Source organism: Streptomyces sp. bgisy159 (genome assembly GCF_057707805.1).
Genome location: NZ_JBYIQX010000025.1, coordinates 55,391 through 79,118, shown reverse-complemented (window position 1 = coordinate 79,118; position 23,728 = coordinate 55,391). Strand labels below are relative to the sequence as shown.

At 72.4% G+C, this 23,728-nt stretch carries 20 protein-coding genes; 4 read left to right on the top strand and 16 right to left on the bottom strand.

The window, feature by feature from the left end:
- Positions 1-84 precede the first annotated feature (84 nt).
- From AC3ET3_RS23185 to AC3ET3_RS23160, 6 genes are all read right to left on the bottom strand, one after another.
- Positions 85-1,377 (bottom strand): TIGR02679 family protein, encoded by a 1,293-nt coding sequence (locus AC3ET3_RS23185; protein ID WP_435612811.1) that lies wholly within the window; start codon positions 1,375-1,377, stop codon positions 85-87.
- Positions 1,374-5,516: a TIGR02680 family protein gene (locus tag AC3ET3_RS23180; protein WP_432157284.1), complete on the bottom strand. Its 4,143-nt coding sequence runs from the start codon at positions 5,514-5,516 to the stop codon at positions 1,374-1,376. Before AC3ET3_RS23180 ends, AC3ET3_RS23185 begins: the two co-directional genes overlap by 4 nt.
- Positions 5,513-6,859, bottom strand: coding sequence for a TIGR02678 family protein (locus tag AC3ET3_RS23175; RefSeq protein ID WP_432157285.1), 1,347 nt, complete (start codon positions 6,857-6,859; stop codon positions 5,513-5,515). The genes AC3ET3_RS23180 and AC3ET3_RS23175 overlap by 4 nt, the downstream gene beginning before the upstream one ends.
- Positions 6,856-8,388, bottom strand: coding sequence for a TIGR02677 family protein (locus AC3ET3_RS23170; protein WP_435612810.1), 1,533 nt, complete (start codon positions 8,386-8,388; stop codon positions 6,856-6,858). Before AC3ET3_RS23170 ends, AC3ET3_RS23175 begins: the two co-directional genes overlap by 4 nt.
- Before the next feature lie 424 nt (positions 8,389-8,812).
- A complete protein-coding gene (locus AC3ET3_RS23165; protein WP_432136351.1) occupies positions 8,813-10,141 on the bottom strand; it encodes a class I SAM-dependent RNA methyltransferase in 1,329 nt (442 codons plus the stop codon).
- Positions 10,142-10,231: 90 nt separating this feature from the next.
- Complete coding sequence (locus AC3ET3_RS23160; RefSeq protein ID WP_432136350.1) at positions 10,232-12,283, bottom strand: APC family permease; 2,052 nt, start codon at positions 12,281-12,283, stop codon at positions 10,232-10,234.
- 227 nt (positions 12,284-12,510) lie between these two features.
- Between AC3ET3_RS23160 and AC3ET3_RS23155 the strand changes: the two genes are divergently transcribed.
- Entirely contained in the window at positions 12,511-13,179 is a 669-nt protein-coding gene (locus AC3ET3_RS23155; protein WP_432136349.1) for a potassium channel family protein, read from the top strand.
- Positions 13,179-13,856 (top strand): potassium channel family protein, encoded by a 678-nt coding sequence (locus tag AC3ET3_RS23150; RefSeq protein WP_432136348.1) that lies wholly within the window; start codon positions 13,179-13,181, stop codon positions 13,854-13,856. Before AC3ET3_RS23155 ends, AC3ET3_RS23150 begins: the two co-directional genes overlap by 1 nt.
- Before the next feature lie 143 nt (positions 13,857-13,999).
- Here the strand turns inward: AC3ET3_RS23150 and AC3ET3_RS23145 are convergent, their stop codons facing one another.
- From AC3ET3_RS23145 to AC3ET3_RS23120, 6 genes are all read right to left on the bottom strand, one after another.
- Entirely contained in the window at positions 14,000-14,719 is a 720-nt protein-coding gene (locus AC3ET3_RS23145) for a DUF3159 domain-containing protein (RefSeq protein WP_432136347.1), read from the bottom strand.
- A 3-nt stretch (positions 14,720-14,722) separates the two neighbouring features.
- Positions 14,723-15,121 (bottom strand): OB-fold nucleic acid binding domain-containing protein, encoded by a 399-nt coding sequence (locus tag AC3ET3_RS23140; protein ID WP_432136346.1) that lies wholly within the window; start codon positions 15,119-15,121, stop codon positions 14,723-14,725.
- A gap of 395 nt (positions 15,122-15,516) precedes the next feature.
- Positions 15,517-16,215 (bottom strand): ABC transporter ATP-binding protein, encoded by a 699-nt coding sequence (locus AC3ET3_RS23135; RefSeq protein ID WP_435612809.1) that lies wholly within the window; start codon positions 16,213-16,215, stop codon positions 15,517-15,519.
- 249 nt (positions 16,216-16,464) lie between these two features.
- Entirely contained in the window at positions 16,465-17,226 is a 762-nt protein-coding gene (locus AC3ET3_RS23130; RefSeq protein ID WP_432136344.1) for a DUF3710 domain-containing protein, read from the bottom strand.
- Between the two features lies 1 nt (position 17,227).
- Complete coding sequence (gene dut / locus AC3ET3_RS23125) at positions 17,228-17,779, bottom strand: dUTP diphosphatase (protein ID WP_432136343.1); 552 nt, start codon at positions 17,777-17,779, stop codon at positions 17,228-17,230.
- Positions 17,776-18,360, bottom strand: a complete 585-nt coding sequence (locus tag AC3ET3_RS23120; RefSeq protein WP_435612808.1) for a PaaI family thioesterase — start codon at positions 18,358-18,360, stop codon at positions 17,776-17,778. The genes dut and AC3ET3_RS23120 overlap by 4 nt, the downstream gene beginning before the upstream one ends.
- A gap of 112 nt (positions 18,361-18,472) precedes the next feature.
- Here AC3ET3_RS23120 and AC3ET3_RS23115 point away from each other — a divergent pair, with 112 nt between their 5' ends.
- Positions 18,473-18,931 carry a DUF3093 domain-containing protein gene (locus AC3ET3_RS23115; protein ID WP_432136341.1) on the top strand — a complete coding sequence of 153 codons (459 nt, stop codon included), beginning with the start codon at positions 18,473-18,475 and terminating at the stop codon, positions 18,929-18,931.
- Positions 18,932-18,944: 13 nt separating this feature from the next.
- On the opposite strand, the gene AC3ET3_RS23110 is transcribed toward AC3ET3_RS23115, so the two are convergent.
- The 4 genes from AC3ET3_RS23110 to AC3ET3_RS23095 all read right to left on the bottom strand — a co-directional run bounded on the left by AC3ET3_RS23110 (position 18,945) and on the right by AC3ET3_RS23095 (position 22,605).
- Positions 18,945-19,988, bottom strand: a complete 1,044-nt coding sequence (locus AC3ET3_RS23110; RefSeq protein ID WP_435612807.1) for a hypothetical protein — start codon at positions 19,986-19,988, stop codon at positions 18,945-18,947.
- A 13-nt stretch (positions 19,989-20,001) separates the two neighbouring features.
- Positions 20,002-20,298, bottom strand: a complete 297-nt coding sequence (locus AC3ET3_RS23105) for a DUF4193 domain-containing protein (RefSeq protein WP_003993510.1) — start codon at positions 20,296-20,298, stop codon at positions 20,002-20,004.
- Between the two features lie 394 nt (positions 20,299-20,692).
- Complete coding sequence (locus tag AC3ET3_RS23100) at positions 20,693-21,946, bottom strand: sensor histidine kinase (RefSeq protein WP_432136339.1); 1,254 nt, start codon at positions 21,944-21,946, stop codon at positions 20,693-20,695.
- A 5-nt stretch (positions 21,947-21,951) separates the two neighbouring features.
- The gene (locus AC3ET3_RS23095) at positions 21,952-22,605 is read right to left on the bottom strand and encodes a response regulator transcription factor (protein WP_432136338.1); all 654 of its coding nucleotides are present in this window, start codon (positions 22,603-22,605) and stop codon (positions 21,952-21,954) included.
- 417 nt (positions 22,606-23,022) lie between these two features.
- On the opposite strand from AC3ET3_RS23095, the gene AC3ET3_RS23090 reads away from it, so the two are divergent.
- Positions 23,023-23,196, top strand: a complete 174-nt coding sequence (locus tag AC3ET3_RS23090) for a hypothetical protein (RefSeq protein WP_432136337.1) — start codon at positions 23,023-23,025, stop codon at positions 23,194-23,196.
- The last annotated feature ends 532 nt before the right edge of the window (positions 23,197-23,728 follow it).

Sequence of the window (23,728 nt, the reverse complement as noted above, 5' to 3'; positions counted from 1 at the left end):
AAAGCGAGACGAGTAATCGCAGGTCAGCGTGTGTCCGCCGCCGCTCCGAACGGCCACTCGTCCACCTGGAGCGTCAAAGAGGCGTCACGACCAGTCAGGCCGACGCCTCTGCTGAGCCGCACCAGCGAGATCTTTCAACAACACCTCCGCCACCAGCTCCTCGACCACGGCGACGCCGTGCTCCGCCATGTCATCGGCCAGGTCGAGATCCCAGGGCGCTTGGGTGATGCGTCCCGGCTGAGGACCGCCTGGGTTGAGGGCGACCGCGGCACGATAGTCCGCTGCCGTCATGCGCCAGGGACGCGCCGGCGTCTTGTCCAGGACGTAGGCGGCGATGCGGACGCCTTCTCCGTCGAAGTCGCCGTGGTAGCGAAGAGCCGCTCCGTGGTCCGCGAGCATGCGCAGGAGCTGGATCGCGGCGCTGTTGGGCCAGCCGGACGTACAGACGAGCGGCGGGCAGCAGGGCCCGAAGCGGCGTAGGGCCAGTGCCAGGACGCTGGGGTTCTCCACGACGTGGACGACGGGTACAGGGGCCGCGGAAAGGATGAACTCGCCCGGGTACCGGACGTGGGCGAGGGTCAGGCAGGCGGCCTGGCCGGCCTCCGCGCACGCCGTGGCCACCTGGGCGAGCAGTCCGTCGCCGGCCGGGCGAAGACCGCCGACGAGAACGGTGGCGGACAGCTCGTCGTCGGCGACTCCCGCGCGGGCCCACAGGGCGCGCCGCTGCGCGGCGGACTGCGGCGGGACGGTGTCGTACAGGGTCGCCAGGGCGCGCAGGACGAGTGCGGACAGGGGTGTGCCGTCGTCGAGTGCGTGCGTCCGGCCGCTGAGGACCCGGGCGGCGAAGACGGGCAGGGGTTCTGCCTGGCCGGGCAGTTCGGCGAGCACCTTGAGCGCGTCCGTGAGCAGCGTACGGGTCTGCTCCACCGAGCCGCCGACCACGCCGGCTGCCCGGCAGCCGGCGGCCCAGTCGGAGAGCGCCGGCTGGGCCCTCACCGTCTCGTGCCCGGCCAGCCAGGTCCACAGCTCGGCCCGCTCGTCCTGCCGGCGGCGCCGCTCGCCGGCTCTGTCGCCGAGGGGGCCGACCAGTTCGCTGACGATGTCTCGTACGGTGCGGCCGGAGAGTTCGGTGACGGCCTCCTCCAGGCGGGTCAGGGGGACAAAGGGACGTGCGTCCGGCAGACGGTCGAGGCCCAGGAGGTCGGCGAGCGCCTCGCGCTGGGTGTCGTCGAGCGGTCCGAGGCGCACCCGTGTGACGGGGCGGCCGGAGGAGAGGCGGCTGTGGAGCGTGTCCCAGAGGGGGCGGAGTTCGGGGCGGCGCAGGGTGGCCTCGCCCGGGGCCGGTTCCGTGGGCATCCTCGCGTCGGCGCTGGTCATTCCACCTCCAGGTCGACGCCGTTCCAGACGAAGCGGGCGCTGGTGACCGCGTCGTCGTCCCCGCCGGTGAGGAGTTGGTGGACGGCGATGCCGGGCAGTTCGCCGTAGGTGCACCATTCGTGGTCGGAGGTGACCATGAGGTCCAGGTCGAGGGCGGTGAGCAGCGCGAAGACCTGTCCGCGGTTGACCGTGTCGACTCCGACGAAGACCTCGTCCAGCAGGATCGGCCGGGGTGCCAGGGGCACGGCCTCGTAGTGGGCGGCGACGGCGGCGAAGAGGGGCAGGTGCAGTGCGATGGCCTTCTCTCCGCCGGAGAGCGCGCCGTGCAGCTTCTTGGTCAGCGGCTGCCATCCGGTCCCGTTCGCCCGGTCGAGGCGGACGGTGAAGCGGTGCCAGGCGGTGTAGTCGAGCACCTCGCCGAGCTGTTCCTCCCAGCTCGCGGCCGTCTCACTGCCCTTGGCCTCCTCGATGCGGGCACGGAAGAAGACGTGCAGCGCCTCCCGGTCGCTCTCGGTGACCCGGCCGGGGTCCTTGAGCAGCAGCTGACGGGCGGTGCGGGTGCTGTCCGGAAGGTCCGGGCGGACGTCCCAGACGAGTTGGACGGCGACGTCGGAGGCGGTGCGGACCCGCTCCAGGTGCCCGTTCATGCGGTCGACGAGTTCACCGGCCTGGCGGATGCGGGCCGCGAGGTGGCGGCGGATGTCGCCCGTGAGGATCTGGTCGAACAGGCGCCGCTCGGCGGCCGTGATGTCGTCCCGGCTGCGGTCGCGCTCCTGGGTGAGCGTGCTGAGCAGGCCCGTCGCCCCCACCCGTACGCCGTCCAGGGTGGCGGTGAAGAGCTGGATGTCGTCGTCGGGTTCCAGGTCCAGATCGGCACGGGTGCCGAGGCGCCGGCGGGCCTCGTGGACCGCTTCGGACAGGCGGGTCGCGGCGTCGCCCAGGTTGCGTGGGGCGTGCGGGAGGTCCGGCCACTTCGCCGCCGTGGCGCGGGCGGCCTCCAGGGTGGCCTTGGTGCCGTCCCCGGCGTCGAGTGCCGGTGTGATGCCGGCGTCCTCGGCCAGCCCGGCCAGACACAGGTGCCGGAACCGGCGCGCCGCTGCGTCCCTGGTCGCGACGGCCTGTTCCCGTCGTTCGGCGTCCTGGCCGCTGGTGGCCCGCAGTTCTCCGACCTGTCCTTCCAGACGCAGCAGGAGTTCGGCGGCCCGGCCGGCCTCCTCACGGCAGCTGCGCAGCTCGGCGCGCGCCTCGGCGAGGCGTGCGACGATCTGCCGGTAGTCCGCGCCGACGGTGGCTTCCACTGCCTCCAGGCGCGCTTTCAGCCCCGTTGCCTCCGCTTCGGTGGCGGCCGCGTCCTCGGCGCGTTCCTCTGCGGTCCGGCGCGATCGGGCCGCCTGGGCGGCCCGCTGGCGGGACTGGTCGGTGGCGGCGGTCGCGGCGAGCCGGGCGTCCACCCAACCGTCGGCGGTGTTCCGGAACCTGTCGATGGCGTCGGAGAGCGTACGCAACCGGGCGCGATCGGTGGGCAGTCCGTGTTCGGCGGCTCGTCGGTCGAGCGTGCGCAGAGCGGCCGCCACCTCCCTCTCGCACCGCGCCAGTCGTCCGGCGACGTCACGCACGGCGTCGTCCCGGGCCGCCACGGTGTCCTCCGCGCGGTCCCGGTCACGCCGCCGGGCGTCGAGTTCCCGGTGGTCGGGTCGGGCGGCGCGGTCGGCGTCCAGCCGGGCGCGGCGAGCGGCGAGGCCACGCAGCCGGTCGTCGAGTGCGGCGAGGGAGGCGTTCGTCTCGCCGATACGGTCGGTCAGTTCGCCGATCATGCGCTGCCGGGCACGCTGACGTGCCAGGGCGCCGATGTGAGCCGGCTCCGGTTTGCTCCAGGTGCCGGTGGCGAGCGCGAGACGCCAGGCGCCGTCGGCGGAGACGGCCGCGGGGTGCCCGCCCGGCAGAGTGGGGCCGTAGGCGATGCCCGCGAGGATGCGGGTCACGGTGTCGGCCGGGACGGGGATGCCCTCCTCGGGCCGCAGCACCTCCAGCAGGCTTGGCCCCGGGGCGGTCGCGGCCAGGGCGGCTTCGGCGCGCGTGTCGTGACCCGGCAGTGTGATTCCGTCGTAGGGACCGACCCAGGCGTCCAGGAGACCCGACGCCTCCAGTGCGGCCTCCACCGCGGACTGGACGGGCAGCGGGACGCCTTCACGGAAGGCGACCACGCGCCACAGGGGTGCTCCCGCCGTCTCCGTACGGACGGCGGTGCGGGTGGGCGGGGGCCCGGGCGGCAGGTCGGTTTCACCGCTCAGCCGTCGTAGCTGCTCCTCCAGTCGGCTCCGCTCGTCCCGCAGGCCCTGGCGTGCGGCCCGGGTGGTGGCCTCCGCCTCGGCGATCTCCTGTTCCGGCGGGCGCGCGGCGGCTTCGGTCAGGGCTGTCACCTCGGCCTCCGCCGCTGCTGTGGCAGCGAGTGCGTCGAGGTCGGTGATGCGCAGTTCCGTGCAGTCCTCGGCCCAGGCGAGCAGGCGTTCCGCCTGTGCGGCGAGGGCATCGTCCCAGGCGGCGGACGCCTCGTCCCGCCGGGCGATCGCCTCCGCGAGACGGGTGCGGGCCTGGTCCAGCAGTTCCTCGGCGGCGCCCCGGTCGCGTACGGCGCGATCGTGCTCGTCGATCGCCTCGGTGACGAGGGTGACCTGCTGCCGTCGGGCGGTGTCCGCGCCGCGCACCAGTCGACGGGCCTGTCGCGCCGCGTCCCCGGCCGCCGTGCGCGGGACGCCGCCCTGGTCTCGTCCCGGGGTTGGCGGGAGGGCCACCGCGGGCTCCGCCGCGTCGAGGACCGTCCTCACCTCGTGGTGGATGGACTCCAGCCCTGCTGCCCGAGCCGCCCGGTGTGCTTCCCCGGCGGCCTCGCGCGCGTGCTCGCCCAGTGTGCGGGCGTGGTGCGCCGCCTCCTCGGCGTGCCGCTGGTCCTCCTCCGACCGGACCTGAGCGGCCTGAGCGGCGGATCGCTGCCTCCCGGCGGCGGCTGCCACGTCTTCGGTACGGCGGCGGAGCCGGTCGAGTTCCTCGCCCTGCCGGTACGCGTCACTCTCGCGCAGGCCCTCGACGATCTCGTCCAGCGCGTGCGAGCGCGACTCCAGTTCCTCGCGCCGGTCCTGGGTCGACCGCCGTTCCGCCAGCGCCTGTTCGAGTTCGTCGGCGCTCCGGCGGGCGACGCGGGTGAGGTTGTCCAGCTCGGTCGTGGCCGAGATGAGCGCGGCGGAACCCGCGCGCAGGACCCGCCGCGCGTAGGCACGCTGCCGGGACGCGACGGTCTCGGCGGCCGTCACCTCGTCGTCCAGCCGCTTGAGGTGTTCGCGCTGCCGGTCGAGCCGCTCGAAGCCCTCGGCGAGTTCGGCGATCTCCGCCTCGCCCAGCGGGGGCAGGGCACGGGACAGCAGGGTGGAGAGCAGCGACGGGTCGAGCCGCTCCGACAGTTTGGGCTGACGCAGCTGGAGCAGCGCGGACAGCAGCGACTCGTACCGCTGCTCCCCCATCCCCGCGAAGAGTTCACGCCGTACGGCCGTGCGGTAGTCGGTGGCCGAGGCGTGGACGTCGCCGCGGTCGCGCAGGGCTTCGGCGAGGGCGGCCCGGGTCAGTGGCTGTCCCGCGTCGTTGACGAGGAGCACACCGCCGGGGTGGGCGATTCTGGAGCCGGTGGTGAAGTAGTCGGCGTGCACCGTGCTGGTGTGCACGCTGGCCTGAAGGCGCGCCCCGCAGCCGAACCACCGCTCGGTGCCGTCGTCGCCGACGCGGCGGAACTCCATCCACACGTAGCCGACGCGGGTCTTGCCGGAGGCGCCCTCGCCCAGCAGGTTCCAGTGCATGGTGCGTTCCGAACCACCGAACGTGGACAGGCGGTTGGGGCGCAGGCTGGCGTCGAAGAGGAACGGCAGCAGCAGTTCCAGGGCCTTGGACTTGCCCGAGCCGTTCTGGCCGCGGAGCAGCAGGCGGCCCTGGTGGAAGGTGAACGTCTCGTCGTAGTAGCGCCAGACGTTGAGGATGCCGGCGCGGTGGGGCTGCCAACGGCTGCCGGCGGCGTCCGCCGCTCGGGCGGCCCCTGCCGGAGCCGGTTCGGTGGGCTCCGGCCGCCGGGGGAGGGGAAGCTCGGTCACGCTCACTGCTGGTCTCCTTCTGCGGCGACGCCCTCGGCAGCCGTGCCGACCGCCGCCCGGGGGGCGGCGGCGTCCGCTGCCGGTCCGGGCTCGTCGTCCCGGTCCCCACTCGTCGTCCGTGTCAGGCGGTAGCGGTGGGCGGCCGGGCACGCCACGACCCGCCCCCCGGTCCGGCGGGCCAGGCCGACGTCCTGCAGGACGCCTACGGCGTCGTCGGACAGCCGGGCCGCGCCGTCCTCGGACTGGTACGCCCTGGCCCACCGCGGGAAGCGCCGCAGCAGGTCCGCTCCGGCCTCGGCGAGCTGCTCGGGCAGCAGCCCGGCGGGCGCGGCGCACAGCGGCTCCAGGAGGAGCAGCGCGGCGACCCGGGCGGTGGACGTGTCGTCGGGGAAGCGGACGTCGGTGGCGAGCCCGTCCGGGTCCACGAGCAGGAAGCCCTCGGCTCGTTCCTCCAGCAGGAAACCGGCCTGCTCGACCGAGCGGCGCAGGATCTGGCGTCCTGTGAGGGAGGTGACGTACGCCAGCTCGTCGTCGGTGAGGTCCGTCCGGTACAGCACGGGGTCGTCGAAGAGGCGGCGCAGCACCGAGTGGCGCAGCCTCAGGTTGCGTTGCGCGTCCGTGGCGGCCCGCTCGCCGTGCGCCTCGTCCGCCGTGCCGTCGGCGACCGCGCCGCCGTAACGGCGCTCCCGCACCAGACCGGTGAGGAGTTCCCCGAACCGCGCGGGCACCTCGTCCGGGGGTACGGCGAGCCGGGAGGCGCCGACGGGCGCGGCGGGCAGCCGCATCAGCAGCGTGGTGTCCACCCGGTAGAGGACCTTCGCCTCGGCCGACTCGACGTACGCCTCGGTGGTCCCGTCGACCGCGCGCAGCACGTCGTACGACTCCAGCAGTTTCAGGACGTCGACGAACGCCATCCGCTCCGGCTTGTGCACCGGGTCGAACGCGGTCAGCGCCGGGTCGGCCGCCGTGGCCTGCACGACACGGTCGGCGAGCATGCCGATGGTCGTCATCGGTATGGACAGCAGCTCGGCGGCGGTCACGCACAGCAGCACGTAACGCCGGCGGTCGAACGGGGCCCGGCCGGAACGGGCCCTGCGGGCCGGCCGGGTGCCGTCCGGGTCGGCGCGGACCTTGGTGAGGCGGGCGTAGCCGCGGCGCGGTTCCACCACCAGGCTCCAGCCGCAGGTGTAGTCGAACCACTGGGCCAGCGGCTCGCGGCGGCGGCGTACGAGTTCGAAGCCGGCCGGGTCGGTGGCTTCGGTCAGCAGCGGCCGGGCCAGCAGGAGGCGGATGGCGCGGGCCACCTGCTCCCGTTCCGCGGCGGCGAGTTGGTTGGCGAGGGTGCTCATCCGGCTGCCTCCCGCCGCGCGGCGCCCGGTCGTGGGAGGGGGCTCGCTCCGCCGACCGCTGTGATGCGTACGACGTAGTCCGGTCCGGCGAGTGTGCCCTTAGTGGTGCGCAGCACGGCGGTGCGCTCGTCGGGAGGCGGGGACAACGCGATCTCCACCCGGCCGTCACCCGTCGTGGCGCGGCGTGAGCCGGTCGTGTCCGGCCGGGCGGCCAGGGCCCGGCCGACCAGGTCGAGCAGCCGCTCGAAAACGGCGGGATCCAGGGTGCCGAAGGAGGACAGACGCACGGGGCCGTCCGTCCGCAACGCCTGCCAGGCACGGGCGAGTTCCGTCCGCTCCGCGCGGGCCCGCTCCGCGCGCTCGGCCCTGACGGCCGTGACGTCCCGCACCCTGGCGGTGCGGGTGAAGCGCTCCGTCCGTCCGCTGGTCCGCAGCAGAGCCGACACCTCCACGGGCGGGGCCTCGGCCCAGGAACGGGACGACGGGATCAACTCCGGGTCCGGGTGGGCGAGGTGGGCGTGGCGCGCCGGGCCGAGTCCGAAGGCGGCCGACCACAGCCGGTGCAGGTCTTCCTCCGCCGGGGCGGCGGCGAACCAGCGCGCCAGCTCCCGGAAGTCCTGTACGGCGCTGGAGGAGCGGCGCCGTGACTCGTTGATCCGCTCCAGGACCTGCAGCAGCGAGACGATGGCGCGCCGGGCGATGTCGTGCAGCTGCTCGATCCGGGGGCGTGCCCCGTCGTCCGGCAGGAACCACGCCCGCAGGCCCGCCCACCGCGCCCGTCTGCTCTCCAGCCAGCCGGCCGCGGGGTCCTCACCGGCGACCGGGGGCAGTTCGGCCCCGCGCAGGGCGCGCTCGCGCAGCACGGCGGTCCCCCGCTCCTCCACCCGGGCCACGGCGGCGGCGACCGCCTGTCCGCGCCGGTCGAGGTTGACCAGGAACTCCTGCAGATAGGCGACGGTGGCGGCCTTGACCTCGCGGAAGACCTCCAGGTCCGCCCCCTCGGCGCGCAGGAGGCGCTGCAGTTCGCCGTTGAACGCCTTGGTGTTCTCCACCAGGGCCTCCAGATGCGCCTCCAGCTCGCGCAGCGTGCTGAAGATCCGCCGGTCGGCGGAGGCGGGTTCGCCGGACAGCAGGCACAGGTCGTCCAGGCGGTCGGCGATGGCCTCCAGCACGGCCGTCTGCAACGCCCCGGTGGAGGCCAGCACCTCAAGGGCGTGCCGCACTCCGGCGAGAGCCGCCTCGCCCCGGCGGGTCAGCGAGTACTGGAGGTTGCGCCGCTCGTACTCCTCGGCCGTGCGGTAGTTCTCGGCGTGGTTGTGCACGACGTCGAGGAGTTCCCACTTCACGAGCCGGGTGAGCGCGTCGTGCAGTTCCGCGTCGTCGACATCCGCCACCCAGCCCACCAGGCGCAGTCGCTCGCGTACCGCGTCGGGCCCCAGTGTGGTTTCGAGGTGCTCGCCGGCCACGCCGAAGGCGTCCAGCACCGCCCCGTTCAGGTCGGCCTTCTCCCCCGTCGTGAACCGGAACATCTCCGGTGGCACCCTGCGCACGCCCGTCGTCCCTCCCCACCGCCCCGCGGCATCGGTGATCTCCACCGTAGAGGGTGGCACCGACATCACGGGCCGTGTCCGGGAAGAGGGGTGTGCGCCCCGGTCTGCCGGGGAATGGGCGGTGACCGGCCTCCCGCGGGCGCGGGCGGTGGCCCAGCGTGACCGTGGACACCGGTTCCGCCCCCAGCTCGCCGAAATCGCCCGGAAATCGGTTGCGTTTCGTTCGAGTTCCCGCAAAGCCAGCCTTCGGGAGCACGTCTTCCACCCAGCAGGATCTGCACGACCAGTGAGGTGACACACCATCAGAACGAGCGTCAATTGAGCGTCACAAGCGTGATTTCAGCGTGAAGATATCGCCCGTAACACCCACACCACACATAATGCGCACGGAAGAAAGCGCAGGTCAGGAGCGCTTCGCGGCCGGTTCGAGGATCGCGACACACTCAACGTGGTGCGTCATCGGAAACAGATCGAACACCCGCACCGTCCGTACCCGGTACCCCCCGTCCCGGAAGTACCCCAGGTCCCGGGCCAGCGCCGCCGGGTCGCAGGCGACGTAGGCGATGCGGCGGGCGCTCAGGGACGTCAGGTGTTCGACGGTGGCGCGGCCGGCGCCGGCGCGGGGCGGGTCGAGGACGATGAGGTCGACCTCCGTGATGCCGGTACGCGGGAGGACGGACTCGACCTTGCCCTGTTCGATGCGGACCCGGGGGAAGCCGGCGAGGTTGTGCCGCGCGTCCTCGACCGCGCGCTTGCCGGACTCGATGCCGAGCACCGCGCCCTTCTCGCCGAGCCGGTCGGCCAGCGCGCCGGCGAAGAGGCCGACGCCGCAGTAGAGGTCGAGGGCCGTCTCGCCCTTGCGGGGCAGCAGGCCCTGCATCACGGCGGTCACCAGGGTGTCCGCCGCCTTCGGGTGGACCTGCCAGAAGCCGCCGCTGCCGACCCGGTAGGTACGGCCGTCCGCACGCTCGCGGACGAAGGGGCGGCCGTGGACGCGGTGGACGCCGCCGTCCTTCTCCCCGACGCGCATGACGGACACCGGCCGGTCCAGTTCCACGATCGGCAGCCGTTCGCCCGGCTTCGGGGTGAGGATGACCTGGCGGTCCTGGGACCCGGTGGCCGCGATCGCCTCGACGGTCTCCATGCCGGTCCAGTCCCGTTTCTCGACGCCCAGCTCGCTGACGCCCTCGGCGGCGATCAGGCAGTGGTCGACCGGCTCGACCTCGTGCGAGCGGTGCCGGCGCAGTCCGGCCCGGCCCTCGGCGTCCACCGCGTACTGCACCCGCGTACGCCACTGCGGCACCTGCCCGGCGGGCAGCTTGTCGCCCTCCGCCGGCATCACCGTGCCGTCCCAGCCGGCCTCCTCGGGCGTGAGGCCCGCGAGCCGGCGCAGCTGCTCGGCGACGACCTCGCCCTTCATCCGGCGCTGCGCGCCCGGCTTGGCGTGCTGCCAGTCGCAGCCACCGCAGCGGCCCGGACCGGCGTACGGGCAGGGTGCCTCGACGCGGTCCTTGGACGCCTCCAGCACCCGCACCGCGTCCGCGCGCAGGAACCGGGCGCCCTCCTCACCCTCGGTGACCCGGGCGACGACCCGCTCACCGGGCAGCGTGTGCCGCACGAACAGCACCTGGCCGGCCTCGGTGCGGGCGATGCAGTGGCCGCCGTGGGCGACGGGACCGACCTCGACCTCGTACTCCACGCCCACCAGCGACTTCTTCGGTTCTGCCTGCATGGCGGGGTGACTCCAGATCGAGAGGGGGACGGCGTCCGGGAACGCGGACCGCGGCGACGAGGGCGTACGGACCGACAACAGCCCACCAGTCTACTTCCGCGACGACGGCTTCTTCGCCGCCTCCTCCGTCGCGGGGCCACGCCGCACCGAGCCGGGCGCGTTCCACTCCGCCTGCCTGCGGGCGCGCCGCTTGGCGGCCTCGGAGGACTGCAGCTGGTACGGCACCGAGGTGACCATGACGCCCGGCGTGAACAGCAGCCGGCCCTTGAGCCGGAGGGCGCTCTGGTTGTGCAGCAGATGCTCGTACCAGTGGCCCACCACGTACTCGGGGATGATCACCGACACCGCGTCGCGCGGCGACTGGCGGCGCAGGCTCTTGACGTAGTCGATGACGGGCCGGGTCACCTCGCGGTAGGGCGAGTCCAGGACCTTCAGCGGTACGTCGATGCCGCGCCGCTCCCACTCGGCGCGCAGCGCCTTCGTCTCGGCCGGGTCCACGTTGACGCTGAGCGCCTCCAGGCTGTCCGAGCGCAGCAGCTGGGCGTAGGACAGGGCGCGCAGCGTCGGCCGGTGGATCTTGGAGACCAGCACGATGGAGTGGAGCCGGGAGGGGCGGATCGTGTCGTCGCTGGGCTCCTCGGGCGCCGCGATCTCCTCGGAGACCCGGTCGTAGTGCTTCCGGATCGCGGTCATGGTCACGTAGAAGATCACCATGCCGAGCAGGGACACCCAGGCGCCGTGCTCGAACTTGGTCACCAGGACGACGACCAGCACCAGGCCGGTGAAGAAGGCGCCGAACGCGTTGATGGCCCGGGAGCGGACCATACGGCGGCGCTGCCCCGGGTCGGTCTCGCCGGCCAGGTGGCGGTTCCAGTGCCGGACCATGCCGGTCTGGCTGAGCGTGAAGGAGACGAAGACGCCGACGATGTACAGCTGGATGAGGCGGGTGGAGTCGGCGTTGTAGATGACGGTCAGCAGTGCCGCGGCGCCCGCGAGCAGCACGATGCCGTTGGAGAAGGCGAGCCGGTCGCCGCGGGTGTGCAGCTGGCGCGGCAGGTAACGGTCCTGCGCGAGGATCGAGCCGAGCAGCGGGAAGCCGTTGTAGGCGGTGTTGGCGGCGAGGAACAGCACCAGCGCGGTGGCCGCCGCGAGCAGGACGAAGAAGAAGCTGCCCTTGCCGAAGACGGCGGCGGCGACCTGGGAGATCACCGGGTCCTGGACGTAGTCGGCGCCCACCGGGACACCGCCGCGGAGCAGGTCGGCGGCCGGGTTCTCCGCCATGTGGACGTCAGTGGCCAGGGCCAGGGCGATGATGCCGCAGAACATGGACACCGCGAACAGGCCCATCAGGGCCAGCGTGGTCGCCGCGTTCCTCGACTTCGGCCTGCGGAACGCGGGTACGCCGTTGCTGATCGCCTCGACGCCGGTGAGCGCGGCGCAGCCGGAGGAGAACGAGCGCAGCAGCAGGAAGACGAGTGCGAACCCGGCCAGGCCCTGCTGTTCGGGCTCGATGTGCAGCTCGGCGGTGGGGGCCTGCATGGTGTCGCCCAGCACCAGGCCGCGGAAGGCCCCCCATGCGATCAGCAGGAACACGCTGGTGACGAAGACGTACGTGGGAATGGCGAAGAGTTTGCCGGACTCCTTCACGCCGCGCAGGTTCATCAGCGTGAGCAGCACGATGATGGCGACGGCGCACAGCGCCTTGTGCTCGACGAAGAACGGCACGGCCGAGCCGAGGTTCTCGACGCCGGAGGAGATCGACACGGCGACCGTGAGCACGTAGTCCACGAGCAGGGCACTGGCCACGGTCAGTCCGGCCCGCGGGCCGAGGTTGGTGTTCGCGACCTCGTAGTCGCCGCCGCCGCTGGGGTAGGCGTGCACGTTCTGCCGGTAGGACGCCACCACGGTGAACATCAGGATGACGACCGCGACGGCGATCCAGGGGGCGAAGTGGTAGGCCGACACGCCCGCGATCGACAGGACCAGCAACACCTCCCCGGGCGCGTAGGCCACGGAGGACAGCGGGTCGGAGGCGAAGACGGGGAGTGCGATGCGCTTCGGCAGGAGCGTTTCTCCGAGCCGATCACTGCGCAGTGCGCGCCCGATCAGAATTCGCTTGGGCACGTCGGTCAGTTTGGACACAACAGAGGATCGTAAGCCTTCGAACAGACGGCGGCACACCGCCCCGCCCGCACCGTCCCCGCGCCGGCTCCGGCGCCCCCGAGTGGGACCATGACGCGGCATCACCGGCATGATGGTCACTGACGGCCGTCATGGCGGCCGCACATGTTGCCCGACGAGCCGGAAGAGAAAAATGAGCGGGACGTTTGCCCAGGTCAGAGGCCCTGCGGGAAGTGTGGTGTAAGTCCGTGCACATTGTCATCATGGGCTGCGGCAGAGTGGGCTCCGCCCTCGCCCAGAACCTCGAGCAGCAGGGGCACACGGTCGCCGTGATCGACCAGGACCCCACCGCGTTCCGCCGTCTCGGCTCCTCCTTCGGCGGACGGCGGGTCACCGGCGTGGGCTTCGATCAGGACACCCTGCGGGAGGCGGGCATCGAGGAGGCCGGTGCCTTCGCCGCGGTCTCCAGCGGCGACAACTCCAACATCATCGCGGCCCGGGTGGCCCGCGAGATGTTCGGCATCGAGAACGTGGCCGCCCGGATCTACGACCCCCGGCGCGCCGAGGTGTACCAGCGGCTGGGCATCCCCACGGTCGCCACCGTGCGCTGGACCGCCGACCAGATGCTGCGCCGGCTGCTGCCGTCCGGCGCCGAGCCGCTGTGGACGGACCCCACCGGGGGTGTCCAGCTGGCGGAGGTGCACACCTCCACCGCATGGGTCGGACACAAGATCAGCACGCTGCAGGAGGAGACGGGCGTCCGGGTGGCGTTCCTGACCCGGCTCGGTGAGGCGATCGTGCCCAGCTCGCAGACGGTGCTGCAGGAGGGCGATCTGGTGCATGTGATGATGCGGTCGGACGAGGTCGAGCGGGTCGAGGCGGCGTTCGCCAAGGGCCCTGAGGAAGGCGGTCACTGATGAGGGTCGCCATTGCCGGAGCCGGCGCGGTGGGCCGCTCGATCGCGGGCGAGCTGCTGGAGAACGGCCACGAGGTCCTGCTCATCGACAAGGCGCCGACCGCGATCTCGGTCGAGCGCGTCCCGCTGGCGGAGTGGCTGCTCGCCGACGCCTGCGAGATCACGTCCCTGGACGAGGCGGCGTTGCAGCGCTGCAACGTGGTGATCGCCTCCACGGGCGACGACAAGGTCAATCTCGTCGTCTCCCTGCTGGCGAAGACGGAGTACGGCGTCCCGCGGGTCGTCGCCCGGGTGAACAACCCGAAGAACGAGTGGCTGTTCAACGAGTCCTGGGGCGTGGACGTCGCCGTGTCGACCCCGCGTCTGATGTCCGCCCTGGTCGAGGAGGCGGTGAGCGTCGGCGACCTGGTCCGGCTGCTCCGCTTCAGCCACGGTGACGCCAACCTCGTCGAACTGACCCTGCCCGAGGAGTCGGCCCTGGCCGGCACCCAGGTCGGCGAGGTGGAGTGGCCGGAGGACACCTCGCTGGTCACCATCATCCGCGGCACCCGGGTCCTCACCCCGTCCCCCGCCGACTCCCTGGAGGCGGGCGACGAACTCCTCTTCGTGGCCGCCCAGGCCCGCGAGGAGCAGCTGGAGGACCTGCTGTCGGTCCGGCGCGCGGACGCGACCGACTGACACACCTCCGCGGCGCTCGCCGTGCGAACGGACGGACGGACGCCGAGGGCGCCCTGGTCTCCCAGGGCGCCCTCGGCGTTTGCGCGGTCGGCCGGCTTGTGTCACCGGGTCTCTGTCACCCGGCCACGCTCACCCGGCCACGCTCACTCGGCCGGCTTCGCCGCGGCCTCCTCCCGCTCGGCCTTCTCCGCCGCCTCCATCTCCGCGAACACGTCGATGGGCGCGGGCGCCTTCGCCAGGAACACCCAGGTCAGCCAGACCGCGAGCAGGAACGGCGGGATCTTCAGGGCGATCAGGACCCAGCCGAGCTGGGTGGTGTCGGCCCACCAGTACAGCGGGAAGAGGATCGCGCACTTGGCGAGCAGGATCAGGCCCCAGGCCCAGCTGGCCTTCGCGTACGCCTTCTTGCGGCCGGGGTTGCGGGTGCGCCAGGAGAGGTTCTCCTTGAAGACCGGGCCGAGGATCACCCCGATCAGCGGGACCCCGCACAGCGTGGTGACGATGTAGGCCAGCGCCAGGCCCAGCGTGTAGAGCATGCCGGGAAGGTAGAAGTCCTTGGCGTTGCCGGTCATCATCGCGAAGACGACGCCGAAGGCGACGCCGAAGACCCCGCTGAAGGCGTGCTTGACGGTGTCCTTCATCGCCAGCCGCACCACGACCAGGACCAGCGACACCGCGAGCGCGGCGATCGCGGACATGTGCAGGTCCTTGTTGACCGTGTAGATCGTGACGAAGAGGAGCCCGGGCACCACCGTCTCGACCATGCCCCGGACCCCGCCGAAGGCCTCGAACAGCGCGGCCTCCGTCACCGCCCGGGCGTCGTCCGCTTCCGTGTCCTGCGTCGACTTGTCGAGCGACGTCACCGGCTACTCCCTACCGAGGGGTCTCAGTTCGTACTTCGGGTTGAACAGCACCCGGCGGCCTCTGCTCATCGAGATCCGGCCCGACGCGATCAGTCGCCGCCCGGGCTCGATCCCCACGATGGAGCGCCTGCCGAGCCACACCACGTCCAGCGCGGCGGAACCGTCGAACAGCTCGGCCTCCAGGGCCGGGACTCCCGCGCGCGGCCGCAGCGTGACCGTGCGCAAGGTACCAGTAACCGTCACTATCTGCCGGTCCTGGCAGTCACCGATGCGTGTACAGCCGGCCGTCTCGGCGTCCTCCCGCAGCTCCTCGGACTCCAGGTCCTCCTGCGACGAGGAGAGCCGGTCGAGCATGCGGCGGAAGCGACCCGCCGGCTTGTCGGAACGAGGAACGGCACTCATATCTGAAGCGTACCGGGGTGCACCGCTCCCGCCGTAGCCCCGGTCACCACCCCGGACGGGCTGACGTTCGAAGCGGTGGCCCGCCCCCGGCCCGGTGCCCTTCCAGCACCGCCGCCTGCTCGTCGGAGGAGTGCCGGGCCGACAGCACCGGGATCGGCGCCCGCGTGCGAGTACGTGCGTGCCCGAAGGCCGGAGACCAGGGCGCACGGTCCGCGACGCGTGGCCGATCAGGAGCACCCGGGTGACGAAGCCTGCCCTCCGCACCGTACTCCCACCCCCGCGGCCCCGGCCGCCTTACGGCGCGGCGAAGGACCTGGGCGCCTGCGGCCTGCACGACCAGCACGGCCGCCCGCCCCCCGCTCCGCACGGCCCACGAGACGGCAGCCGACAGGGCCCTACCCGTCCTCCCCCCGGATCTCCCCGTCGCGCAGCTCCAGAACGCGGTCGGCCAGGTCGAGCAGGTTCGCGTCGTGCGTGGCGACCAGGGCGGTGACCTGTTCGCTGCGCACGACCGCGCGCAGCAGCTCCATGACCGAGTGGCCCGTCTCCGCGTCCAGCTGGCCGGTGGGCTCGTCGGCGATCAGCAGCGACGGGCTGTTGGCGAGGGCCCGGGCGATGGCCACCCGCTGCTGCTGGCCGCCGGAGAGCTCGGTGGGCCGCTGTGCCGCGTGATCGGCCAGGCCCACCAGCGACAACAGCAGCTCGACGCGCTCCTCGCGCTCGCGCACGTCGGCCCGGCGCATCCGCAGCGGCACCCCCACGTTCTCGGCGGCCGTGAGGATCGGGATCAGCCCGAACGACTGGAAGACGAAGCCGACGCGGTCCCGGCGCAGGGCCAGCAGGCCGTCCTCGCCGAGCTCGGACAGGTCCGTGCCGTCGACGGTGATCCGGCCCCCGTCCGGTGTGTCGAGTCCGCCGACGAGGTTGAGCAGTGTCGTCTTGCCGGAGCCCGAACGGCCCTTGAGCGCGACCAGTTCCCCGCGCGGGATGTCGAAGGAGACCCCGCGCAGCGCGTGGACGGCGGCGGCTCCCTCCCCGTACGACTTGTGGACGTTGTCCACCCGGACCATGGTCTCGGTGGCGACCTGGCTCATCTGTCCTCCCCTGTTCCCCCGTGGCCGGGCGTCAGTATCGCGATCTTCCGCCCGGCCCTCAATGGTTCGTCCACTCGGGATTGTTGCTCGGGGCCGCCCCGCGCGTGAGTGCCTTCCGGGCGACGACGGGGAGCGGTGCAGGCCGGCCGGTCGCGCAGGGTCAGCGCACCGGTGCCGTTCACGGAGGCGCGGGCGTGCAGAAGGGCCGCACCCGGGGGTGCGGCCCTCCACGCTTTCGCTGTGACAGTCCTAGCGGACCTCGGTGATCTCCGGCCCGCGCTGCAGCTGCCCCATACCGCCGGAGAAGCGGGAGCCCTCCTCCTGCTGGACACCCTCCGGCACCATCTGTGCGTCGTTCGGCAGCTTCAGGACGATCGGATCGCGCGGGGCCATCGGGCCCTCGCCGCGAACCACGACGGTGTCCCGGAAGATCTGCTCCAGCAGTCCGGCGGCCTGCGGCTGCACCGCGCCCTGGCCCGAGATGACACCACGCAGGAACCAGCGCGGACCGTCCACGCCGACGAACCGCACGACGTGGAAGCCGCTCGTGCCGTCCGGCAGTTGCACCGGGACCTGAGCCCGCAGCTCCCAGCCCAGGGGACCCTCGACCTCGTCGATGATGCCGCCCTGCTGGGTGATGCCCGAGCCGATCTCCTCGCGCACCTCGCCCCAGATGCCCTCGCGCTTGGGCGCGGCGAAGGCCTGCAGCTGGATGGCGCTGTCCCGTAGCACCACGGTCGCCGCGACGATCGCGTCGCCCGCGACCTCGACCCGGAGCTCCATGCCGTCGACTCCCGGCACGAAGAGACCACCCAGGTCGACGCGGCCCTCGCCGGGCTCGCTCACCTCCGAGCTGTCCCAGGGCCCGTCGGGCCGCGGTTCGGGCTCCAGACGCACGCGCTCGCGCGCGCCCTCTTCGTCGTCCGCCTCGGTGTCGACGCTGTCGACGACCTGCTCGGCCTCGCCGGCCGCGCCCTCGGCGGCATCCTTCTTCTTGCGACGTCCGAACACGTCACTGTCCTTCCCGGTCTGATACGACCGAAGCGTATCGATACCCACCCGCTGTGCCGCCTTCGGCGGCCTGACCGCTTGTGCTGTTCGTTCCCGCCACGGCGGCATGGCCGCCGGTGGACCCGAAGCCCCCCGCGGCCCGCGCCGAGTCGGGAAGCTCCGCGACCTCCTGGAAGCGGACCCTCTCGACCTGCTGGACGACCAGTTGGGCAATCCGGTCGAAGCGCTCGAACCGCACGGACTCGCGCGGGTCGAGATTCACCACGATCACCTTGATCTCCCCACGGTACCCGGCATCAACCGTCCCCGGGGCATTCACGAGGGCGACGCCGCACCGGGCGGCGAGCCCCGACCGGGGATGCACGAAGGCCGCGTACCCCTCGGGCAACGCCACAGCGACCCCCGTGGGCAGCACCGCCCGCTCCCCCGGCGCCAGTTCGCAGGCCTCGGTGGTGCGCAGATCCGCCCCCGCGTCACCGGGGTGCGCGTACGTCGGAAGCGGTACCTCCGGGTCGACGCGGCGGACGAGCAGATCGAGGGGGGCACGGCTCACGGGTTCACCTCGAAGGCGCGGGCCCGCCGGACCTGGTCCGGGTCGCTCATGGCGGCCCGGATCTCCTCCTCGCGGCCGTGGTGGACGAAGTGCTCCACCGCAACCTCGACGAAGAGCGCGTCGGCGCGCACCGCGACGGGCCCGTCAGGGCCGCCGATCCGCCCGGTGGCGGTCGAGTAGATCTTCCGTCCGGCCACCGCGGTGACCTCGGCCTCCAGGTGAAGGGTGGTGCCCACCGGCACCGGCCGCGCGAAGTCGGTCTCCAGCCGTCCGGTCACGGCGATCGTGCGCAGCAGCCAGTTCAGGGAGCCCAGCGTCTCGTCCAGGGCGGTCGCCAGCACCCCGCCGTGCGCGAGCCCCGGGGCACCCTGTTGGGCGGGCTGCACGGTGAACTCGGCGGTCACGGTGACACCCTCACCGGCCCGCGCCTGGAGGTGCAGCCCGTGCGGCTGCCCGCCGCCGCACCCGAAACACTGTTCGTAGTGGGCACCGAGGAGTTCACCGGGTACGGGAGCGTCGGGGTGCCGCACCGGCTTCACGGCGCCGGCCGGGGGCTGAAGAGCTGGGGAAGTACCACTCACAGGCGCAGACCTTACCCGCCCGCCCGGCTCCCACCGCCGCCCCCACCCGGCGGTGCTTCGCGCCGGGGCCCTGGTCCCGGCCCGGTCCCGGCACCGTGCCAAGCTTGGCCTCATGCAGCTCTCCGCCACCCCGTACGAAGAACGCCTCACCGCCCCCCGCTCGTGGTGGCTGGTGTCCTTCCTCGTGGGCGTCTCCTTCGCCCTGATCCTGCTGCCGTTCGGCACCCTGCCGCTGCTCGGCGGGCTGGTCGGCGGGACCGCGGCGGCGGCCGTGGTGGCCAGCTCGTACGGCTCGGTCCGCATCCGCGTGGTGGGGGACTCGCTGATCGCCGGTGAGGCGAAGATCCCGGTCCGCGCGCTGGGTGCCACCGAGGTGCTGAGCGGCGAGGAGGCGCGCGCCTGGCGCACGTACAAGGCGGACACGCGCGCGTTCCTGCTGCTGCGCGCCTACATCCCGACGGCGTTGCGCGTCGAGGTCACCGATCCGGACGACCCGACGCCGTACCTGTACCTGTCGACCCGGGAACCGGAGCGGCTGGCGCAGGCGCTGGAGGCCGCCCGCAGGTCCTAGGGCCCCGGCCGCTTCAGAGGGGTCTCTCGATGTCCGCGTCCCCGGACTCGGGCTCGGACTCGGGCATCGCGCCGTCGGGCCCGCCCTGCCGCGGCAGACCGGAGATCTCCTGCAGGGTCACCGGGTGGGCGGGGGCTTCCAGGGGCGGCAGTTCGGGCAGCGCGTCCCAGGGCACCTGGACGGCGCGCAGGTCCCGGCGGACCCTGGCGGCGAGCCGCTTGGTGTCGCGCCGGTTCACCAGCGCGCCCACCGCCGCGCCCACGAGGAAGGGCGTCAGGGTCGGCAGGTCGCGCACCATGCGCTTCATGATCTGCTGCCGCAGTTCGCGCTTCATCCGGCCACCCAGCGCGACGTTGACCGAGGACGGCTTGAGCACGTCGATCCCGCGTTCGCCGGACCACTGGCGCAGATAGGCGGTGCTGCGGTCCTTCAGGTTGCCCGCGGGGCGTACGCCGTAGACCTCGTGGAGTTCGGCGATGAGTTTGAGTTCGATCGCCGCGACGCCGGTGATCTCCGCGGCCAGCTCGGTGGGCATGGCCGGCGGCACGGGCAGCATCGCGGCCGCGCCGACGCCGGCGCCCACGGTGGAGGTGGCGGCGGCCGCACCTGCCACCAGCTTGTCGGCGAGCTGTTCCGGGGTGAGGCCGGGGAACTGGGCCCGCAAGGTCCGAAGGTCCCGTACGGGGATCCTGGGGGCGATCTCGACGATCCGGTCCACGAGGTGGGTCAGCCCCGTCCGGGCTCGGCTGCCGCCCTTGCGGACGCCTTCCCGGGCCAGTCTCGCGGCCGTGCTGCGGACCGCCGCGGCCTTGCCCCGGGCGGTCTGCCTCTCGTGGGTGGTGGGCTCCCCGGCGGCGACGGGATCGGGCGTCGCCTCCGGTGCCGGGCGGTCACCCCGGCCGCCCACCGATTCGAGCGAGGCCTCTCCCGCCGGGAAGGTTCCCGTGCCGGATGAGCCTCGCTCGTCGTCACGCATGCGATGAGGACCGCCGAACGGTCCGTTGTCCGCTCCCGTCGGACGGAAGCGGCGCTTCCGAGGTGGGGTCGAGCCAGTCACGGCCGACCCGGCCTCAGTCGCAGTCGCGGCAGATCGGCTGACCGTTCTTCTCCCGGGCCAGCTGACTGCGGTGGTGCACCAGGAAGCAGCTCATGCAAGTGAACTCGTCCTGCTGCTTGGGCAGCACTCGAACCGCCAGTTCCTCGTTCGAGAGGTCGGCGCCCGGCAGTTCGAGGCCCTCTGCGGCCTCGAACTCGTCGACGTCGACAGCCGAGGCGGACTTGTCGTTCCGCCGGGCCTTGAGCTCTTCGAGGCTGTCGGAGTCGACGTCGTCGTCGGTCTTGCGTGGAGTGTCGTAGTCGGTAGCCATGTCGCTCTCCCCCTCTGGGTGTATGCGGTGTCTCCAGCGCACGTAACGCGTGAGAGGCCGGACTTGTGCCCGACCTGAGGCGGAGATTTTGCCTCACATCAAGGTCTGTTACTCAATCGACACCCAACCGGACCCCTCAAGAGTGATCGGCTTGGATGGCGAACCGGACCGTACACGGTCCCAATGCCGCAGTTCAAAGGCGTCTCACCCTGTACTTCCCGTGATCAGGACACCCGAAAACCCGGATTTTCCGGGCGTTATGGCAGCCTGCTTGATCACGGAGAGTAGATGGCCGGAAATTCGCCCTTGTGATCGATCACACACGGGAAGGCGGGTCGGCAGGTCCGAAAATTCCGCCCAAAGCGAACAGCCCCGTGTGTGTCGCGGCATGATCTCAGAGAGGAAGGGTCACGCGCATCACGAGCCCTCCCCCGTCGCGCGGCTGGGCCGCGATGTGCCCGCCGTGGGCACGCGCGACGGACCGCACGATCGACAGCCCCAGCCCGACGCCCTTGTCGCTGCCGGTGCGCTCCGTGCGCAGCCGCCGGAAGGGCTCGAAGAGGTTGTCGATCTCGTACGCCGGCACGACCGGACCGGTATTGGAGACGACCAGGACCGCCTGGCCGTGCCGGATGTCGGTGGTGACCTCCACCCAGCCGCCCTCGGGGACGTTGTAGCGCACGGCGTTCTGCACGAGGTTCAGGGCGATGCGCTCCAGCAGGACGCCGTTGCCCTGGACGACGGCCGTCGCGCGCTCCCCGCGGATCTCCACGCCCTTGGCCTCCGCCTCGGCGTGCACCTGGTCGATGGCCTGACCGGCCACCTCCGCGAGGTCGACGGGTTTGCGCTCGACGATCTGGTTGTCGCTGCGGGCCAGCAGCAGCAGACCCTCGACGAGCTGTTCGCTGCGCTCGTTGGTGGCCAGCAGGGTCTTGCCGAGCTGCTGCAGCTCCACCGGCGCGTTCGGGTCCGACAGGTGCACCTCCAGCAGGGTGCGGTTGATCGCCAGCGGCGTGCGCAGCTCGTGCGAGGCGTTGCCGACGAAGCGCTGCTGGGCGGTGAAGGCCCGCTGAAGGCGCTCCAGCATGTCGTCGAAGGTGTCGGCCAGCTCCTTCAGCTCGTCGTCCGGCCCGTCCAGCTCGATCCGGCGGGACAGGTCCGATCCGGCGACCGCGCGCGCGGTACGGGTGATCCGGCCGAGCGGGGACAGCACGCGGCCGGCCATCGCGTAGCCGAACGCGAAGGCGATCACCGCGAGCCCGAGCAGGGCGAGGAGGGAGCGGCTGAGGAGGTTGTCCAGCGCCTGCCGGCGCTGGAGGTCGATGCAGCTGCTGATCGCCTCGTTGAAGTCGGTCAGCGTGAGGTTGGTGGCGGCGTTGTTGATCGCCGGGCAGTTGTCGCTGGTGACCTTGAGCGCGCTGGCCCCCGCGATCTTGAACGGGGGCTGGTTGCCCGTGTTGATCGCCTGCGCGGCCAGCAGGTAGATGATCGACAGCAGGAGGATGCCGGCGATCAGGAACATGCCGCCGTACAGCAGCGTGAGCCGTATCCGGATGGTGGGGCGCAGCCAGGGGAAGGGCGGGTCCTGCCGCCGTGGGTCCCAGGTGGGCTTCGGGGGCGCCTGGGGCGGCGCCGGGGTCGCGGCCACGGGGATCAGATCCGGTATCCGGAGCCGGGGACGGTGACGATGACGGGCGGCTCGCCCAGCTTGCGGCGCAGGGTCATGACGGTCACCCGTACGACGTTGGTGAAGGGGTCGGTGTTCTCGTCCCACGCCTTCTCCAGGAGCTGCTCCGCGGAGACGACCGCGCCCTCGGAGCGCATCAGCACCTCCAGGACGGCGAACTCCTTCGGCGCCAGCTGCACCTCCCTGCCGTCGCGGAAGACCTCGCGGCGGTTCGGGTCGAGCTTGATGCCGGCGCGCTCCAGGACGGGCGGCAGGGGGATGCTGGTACGCCGGCCGAGGGCACGCACGCGTGCGATGAGCTCACTGAAGGCAAAGGGCTTGGGGAGGTAGTCGTCCGCGCCGATCTCCAGGCCCTCGACACGGTCGCTGACGTCACCGGAGGCGGTGAGCATCAGCACACGCGTGGGCATGCCCAGCTCGACGATCTTGCGGCACACGTCGTCGCCGTGGACCAGCGGGAGGTCGCGGTCGAGGACGACCACGTCGTAGTCGTTGACGCCGATGCGCTCCAGGGCGGCCGCACCGTCGTACACGACGTCGACGGCCATGGCCTCCCGGCGCAGTCCGGTGGCCACCGCATCGGCGAGCAGCTGCTCGTCCTCGACGACGAGTACGCGCACGTCGCTTGTCCTTCCTGTGTCCACCCGCGTAGCGCCGCAGGAGCGCGCGCGGGCAGGGGTCTGCTTGGGGTGTGGACCTCCATCCTGCCCTTTTCGGCCGTAAGTCGGCAGTAAGGCGGGGTGCTGCGGCCCACCGGCGGGATCCGAGCGCGGGAATGACGGATTTTCTCCGCGGGTTGAGGTTTCCACGGAAGACAGCGGGGGGAGGACGGTTTACACCCCGCGATCACGCTCTGCGTGTGCCGCAGCACCATGCGGTACACGATGATCCGCTTTTCCGCAGAGCGGGCGTGGGTGTCCGGCACCGCCGCCGCCCAGCCCGGGCTGCGCTGGGCACCCTGTCGAGGCGTGATCGCCCCTTCCGAAACGGCACACCCCCGTGCCATCGACCCACGACCCAGGACGAGGGGGCGCAGCATGGACGCATTCACCGCAGGACTTCTGCAGCGCATAAGGGCGACCGAGTCGGACCTGACGAGGGCTCGTGACGAGGGCGACGACTTCCTCGTCGAGGTGGAGCAGGCAGAGCTCGACGACCTGCACCGTCTCGCCGCCGAACACGGTGTGGAGGTCGGTGCGCCCACCGTCTGACCGGCTCGTGCGCACGACAGGGGCCCCGGCGAATCCAGCGCCGGGGCCCCTTCGCGTGTGTCCTGGGGCGGGACGGCCGGCGATCGCCCCTCCGCGAGGCCGACCCGCGGTCGTCGCCCCGTGGGGTCCGCGCCGCCGGCCGCGGCCACCTCGGACACGGCGCCCTCTGTCCGGGCGGTCCGGGGCGTGCCACGGCGGACGGCCCTCGGGTGCGGCGGGCCGGGCGGCGCCCTCCCTCCCGGTGCCTCCCGCGCGGCGGGCCGCCCCGCTGACGCCGCACGCGTCGGCCGCAGCCCGCCGCAGCACACCGTGCCGGACCACAGGGCGCGGCCCGCCACCCGCAGTGCACGACCACACAGCGCGGCCCGCCGACCCGGGTCGTGCCGGCTCCGGCACTGCACGGGCCCCGGACCATGCCGACCCGGGCACCGCCCGAAGGCACCCCTACCGCGCCGGACAACGCGGCGCGCCCCGGCGCCCCGTACCGTGCCGTCACCGGCACCGCGCGCGGCACACCGCGTTCGCTCGCCGC

Bases quoted from the DNA above. Each gene is read 5' to 3' on its own strand.
- AC3ET3_RS23175 (WP_432157285.1), bottom strand. From the start codon at position 6,859: ATGAGCACCCTCGCCAACCAACTCGCCGCCGCGGAACGGGAGCAGGTG.
- AC3ET3_RS23170 (WP_435612810.1), bottom strand. From the start codon at position 8,388: ATGTTCCGGTTCACGACGGGGGAGAAGGCCGACCTGAACGGGGCGGTG.
- AC3ET3_RS23115 (WP_432136341.1), top strand. From the start codon at position 18,473: ATGCAGCTCTCCGCCACCCCGTACGAAGAACGCCTCACCGCCCCCCGC.
- AC3ET3_RS23105 (WP_003993510.1), bottom strand. From the start codon at position 20,298: ATGGCTACCGACTACGACACTCCACGCAAGACCGACGACGACGTCGAC.
- AC3ET3_RS23150 (WP_432136348.1), top strand. From the start codon at position 13,179: ATGAGGGTCGCCATTGCCGGAGCCGGCGCGGTGGGCCGCTCGATCGCG.
- AC3ET3_RS23185 (WP_435612811.1), bottom strand. From the start codon at position 1,377: ATGACCAGCGCCGACGCGAGGATGCCCACGGAACCGGCCCCGGGCGAG.
- AC3ET3_RS23140 (WP_432136346.1), bottom strand. From the start codon at position 15,121: ATGAGTGCCGTTCCTCGTTCCGACAAGCCGGCGGGTCGCTTCCGCCGC.
- AC3ET3_RS23135 (WP_435612809.1), bottom strand. From the start codon at position 16,215: ATGAGCCAGGTCGCCACCGAGACCATGGTCCGGGTGGACAACGTCCAC.
- AC3ET3_RS23090 (WP_432136337.1), top strand. From the start codon at position 23,023: ATGGACGCATTCACCGCAGGACTTCTGCAGCGCATAAGGGCGACCGAG.
- AC3ET3_RS23165 (WP_432136351.1), bottom strand. From the start codon at position 10,141: ATGCAGGCAGAACCGAAGAAGTCGCTGGTGGGCGTGGAGTACGAGGTC.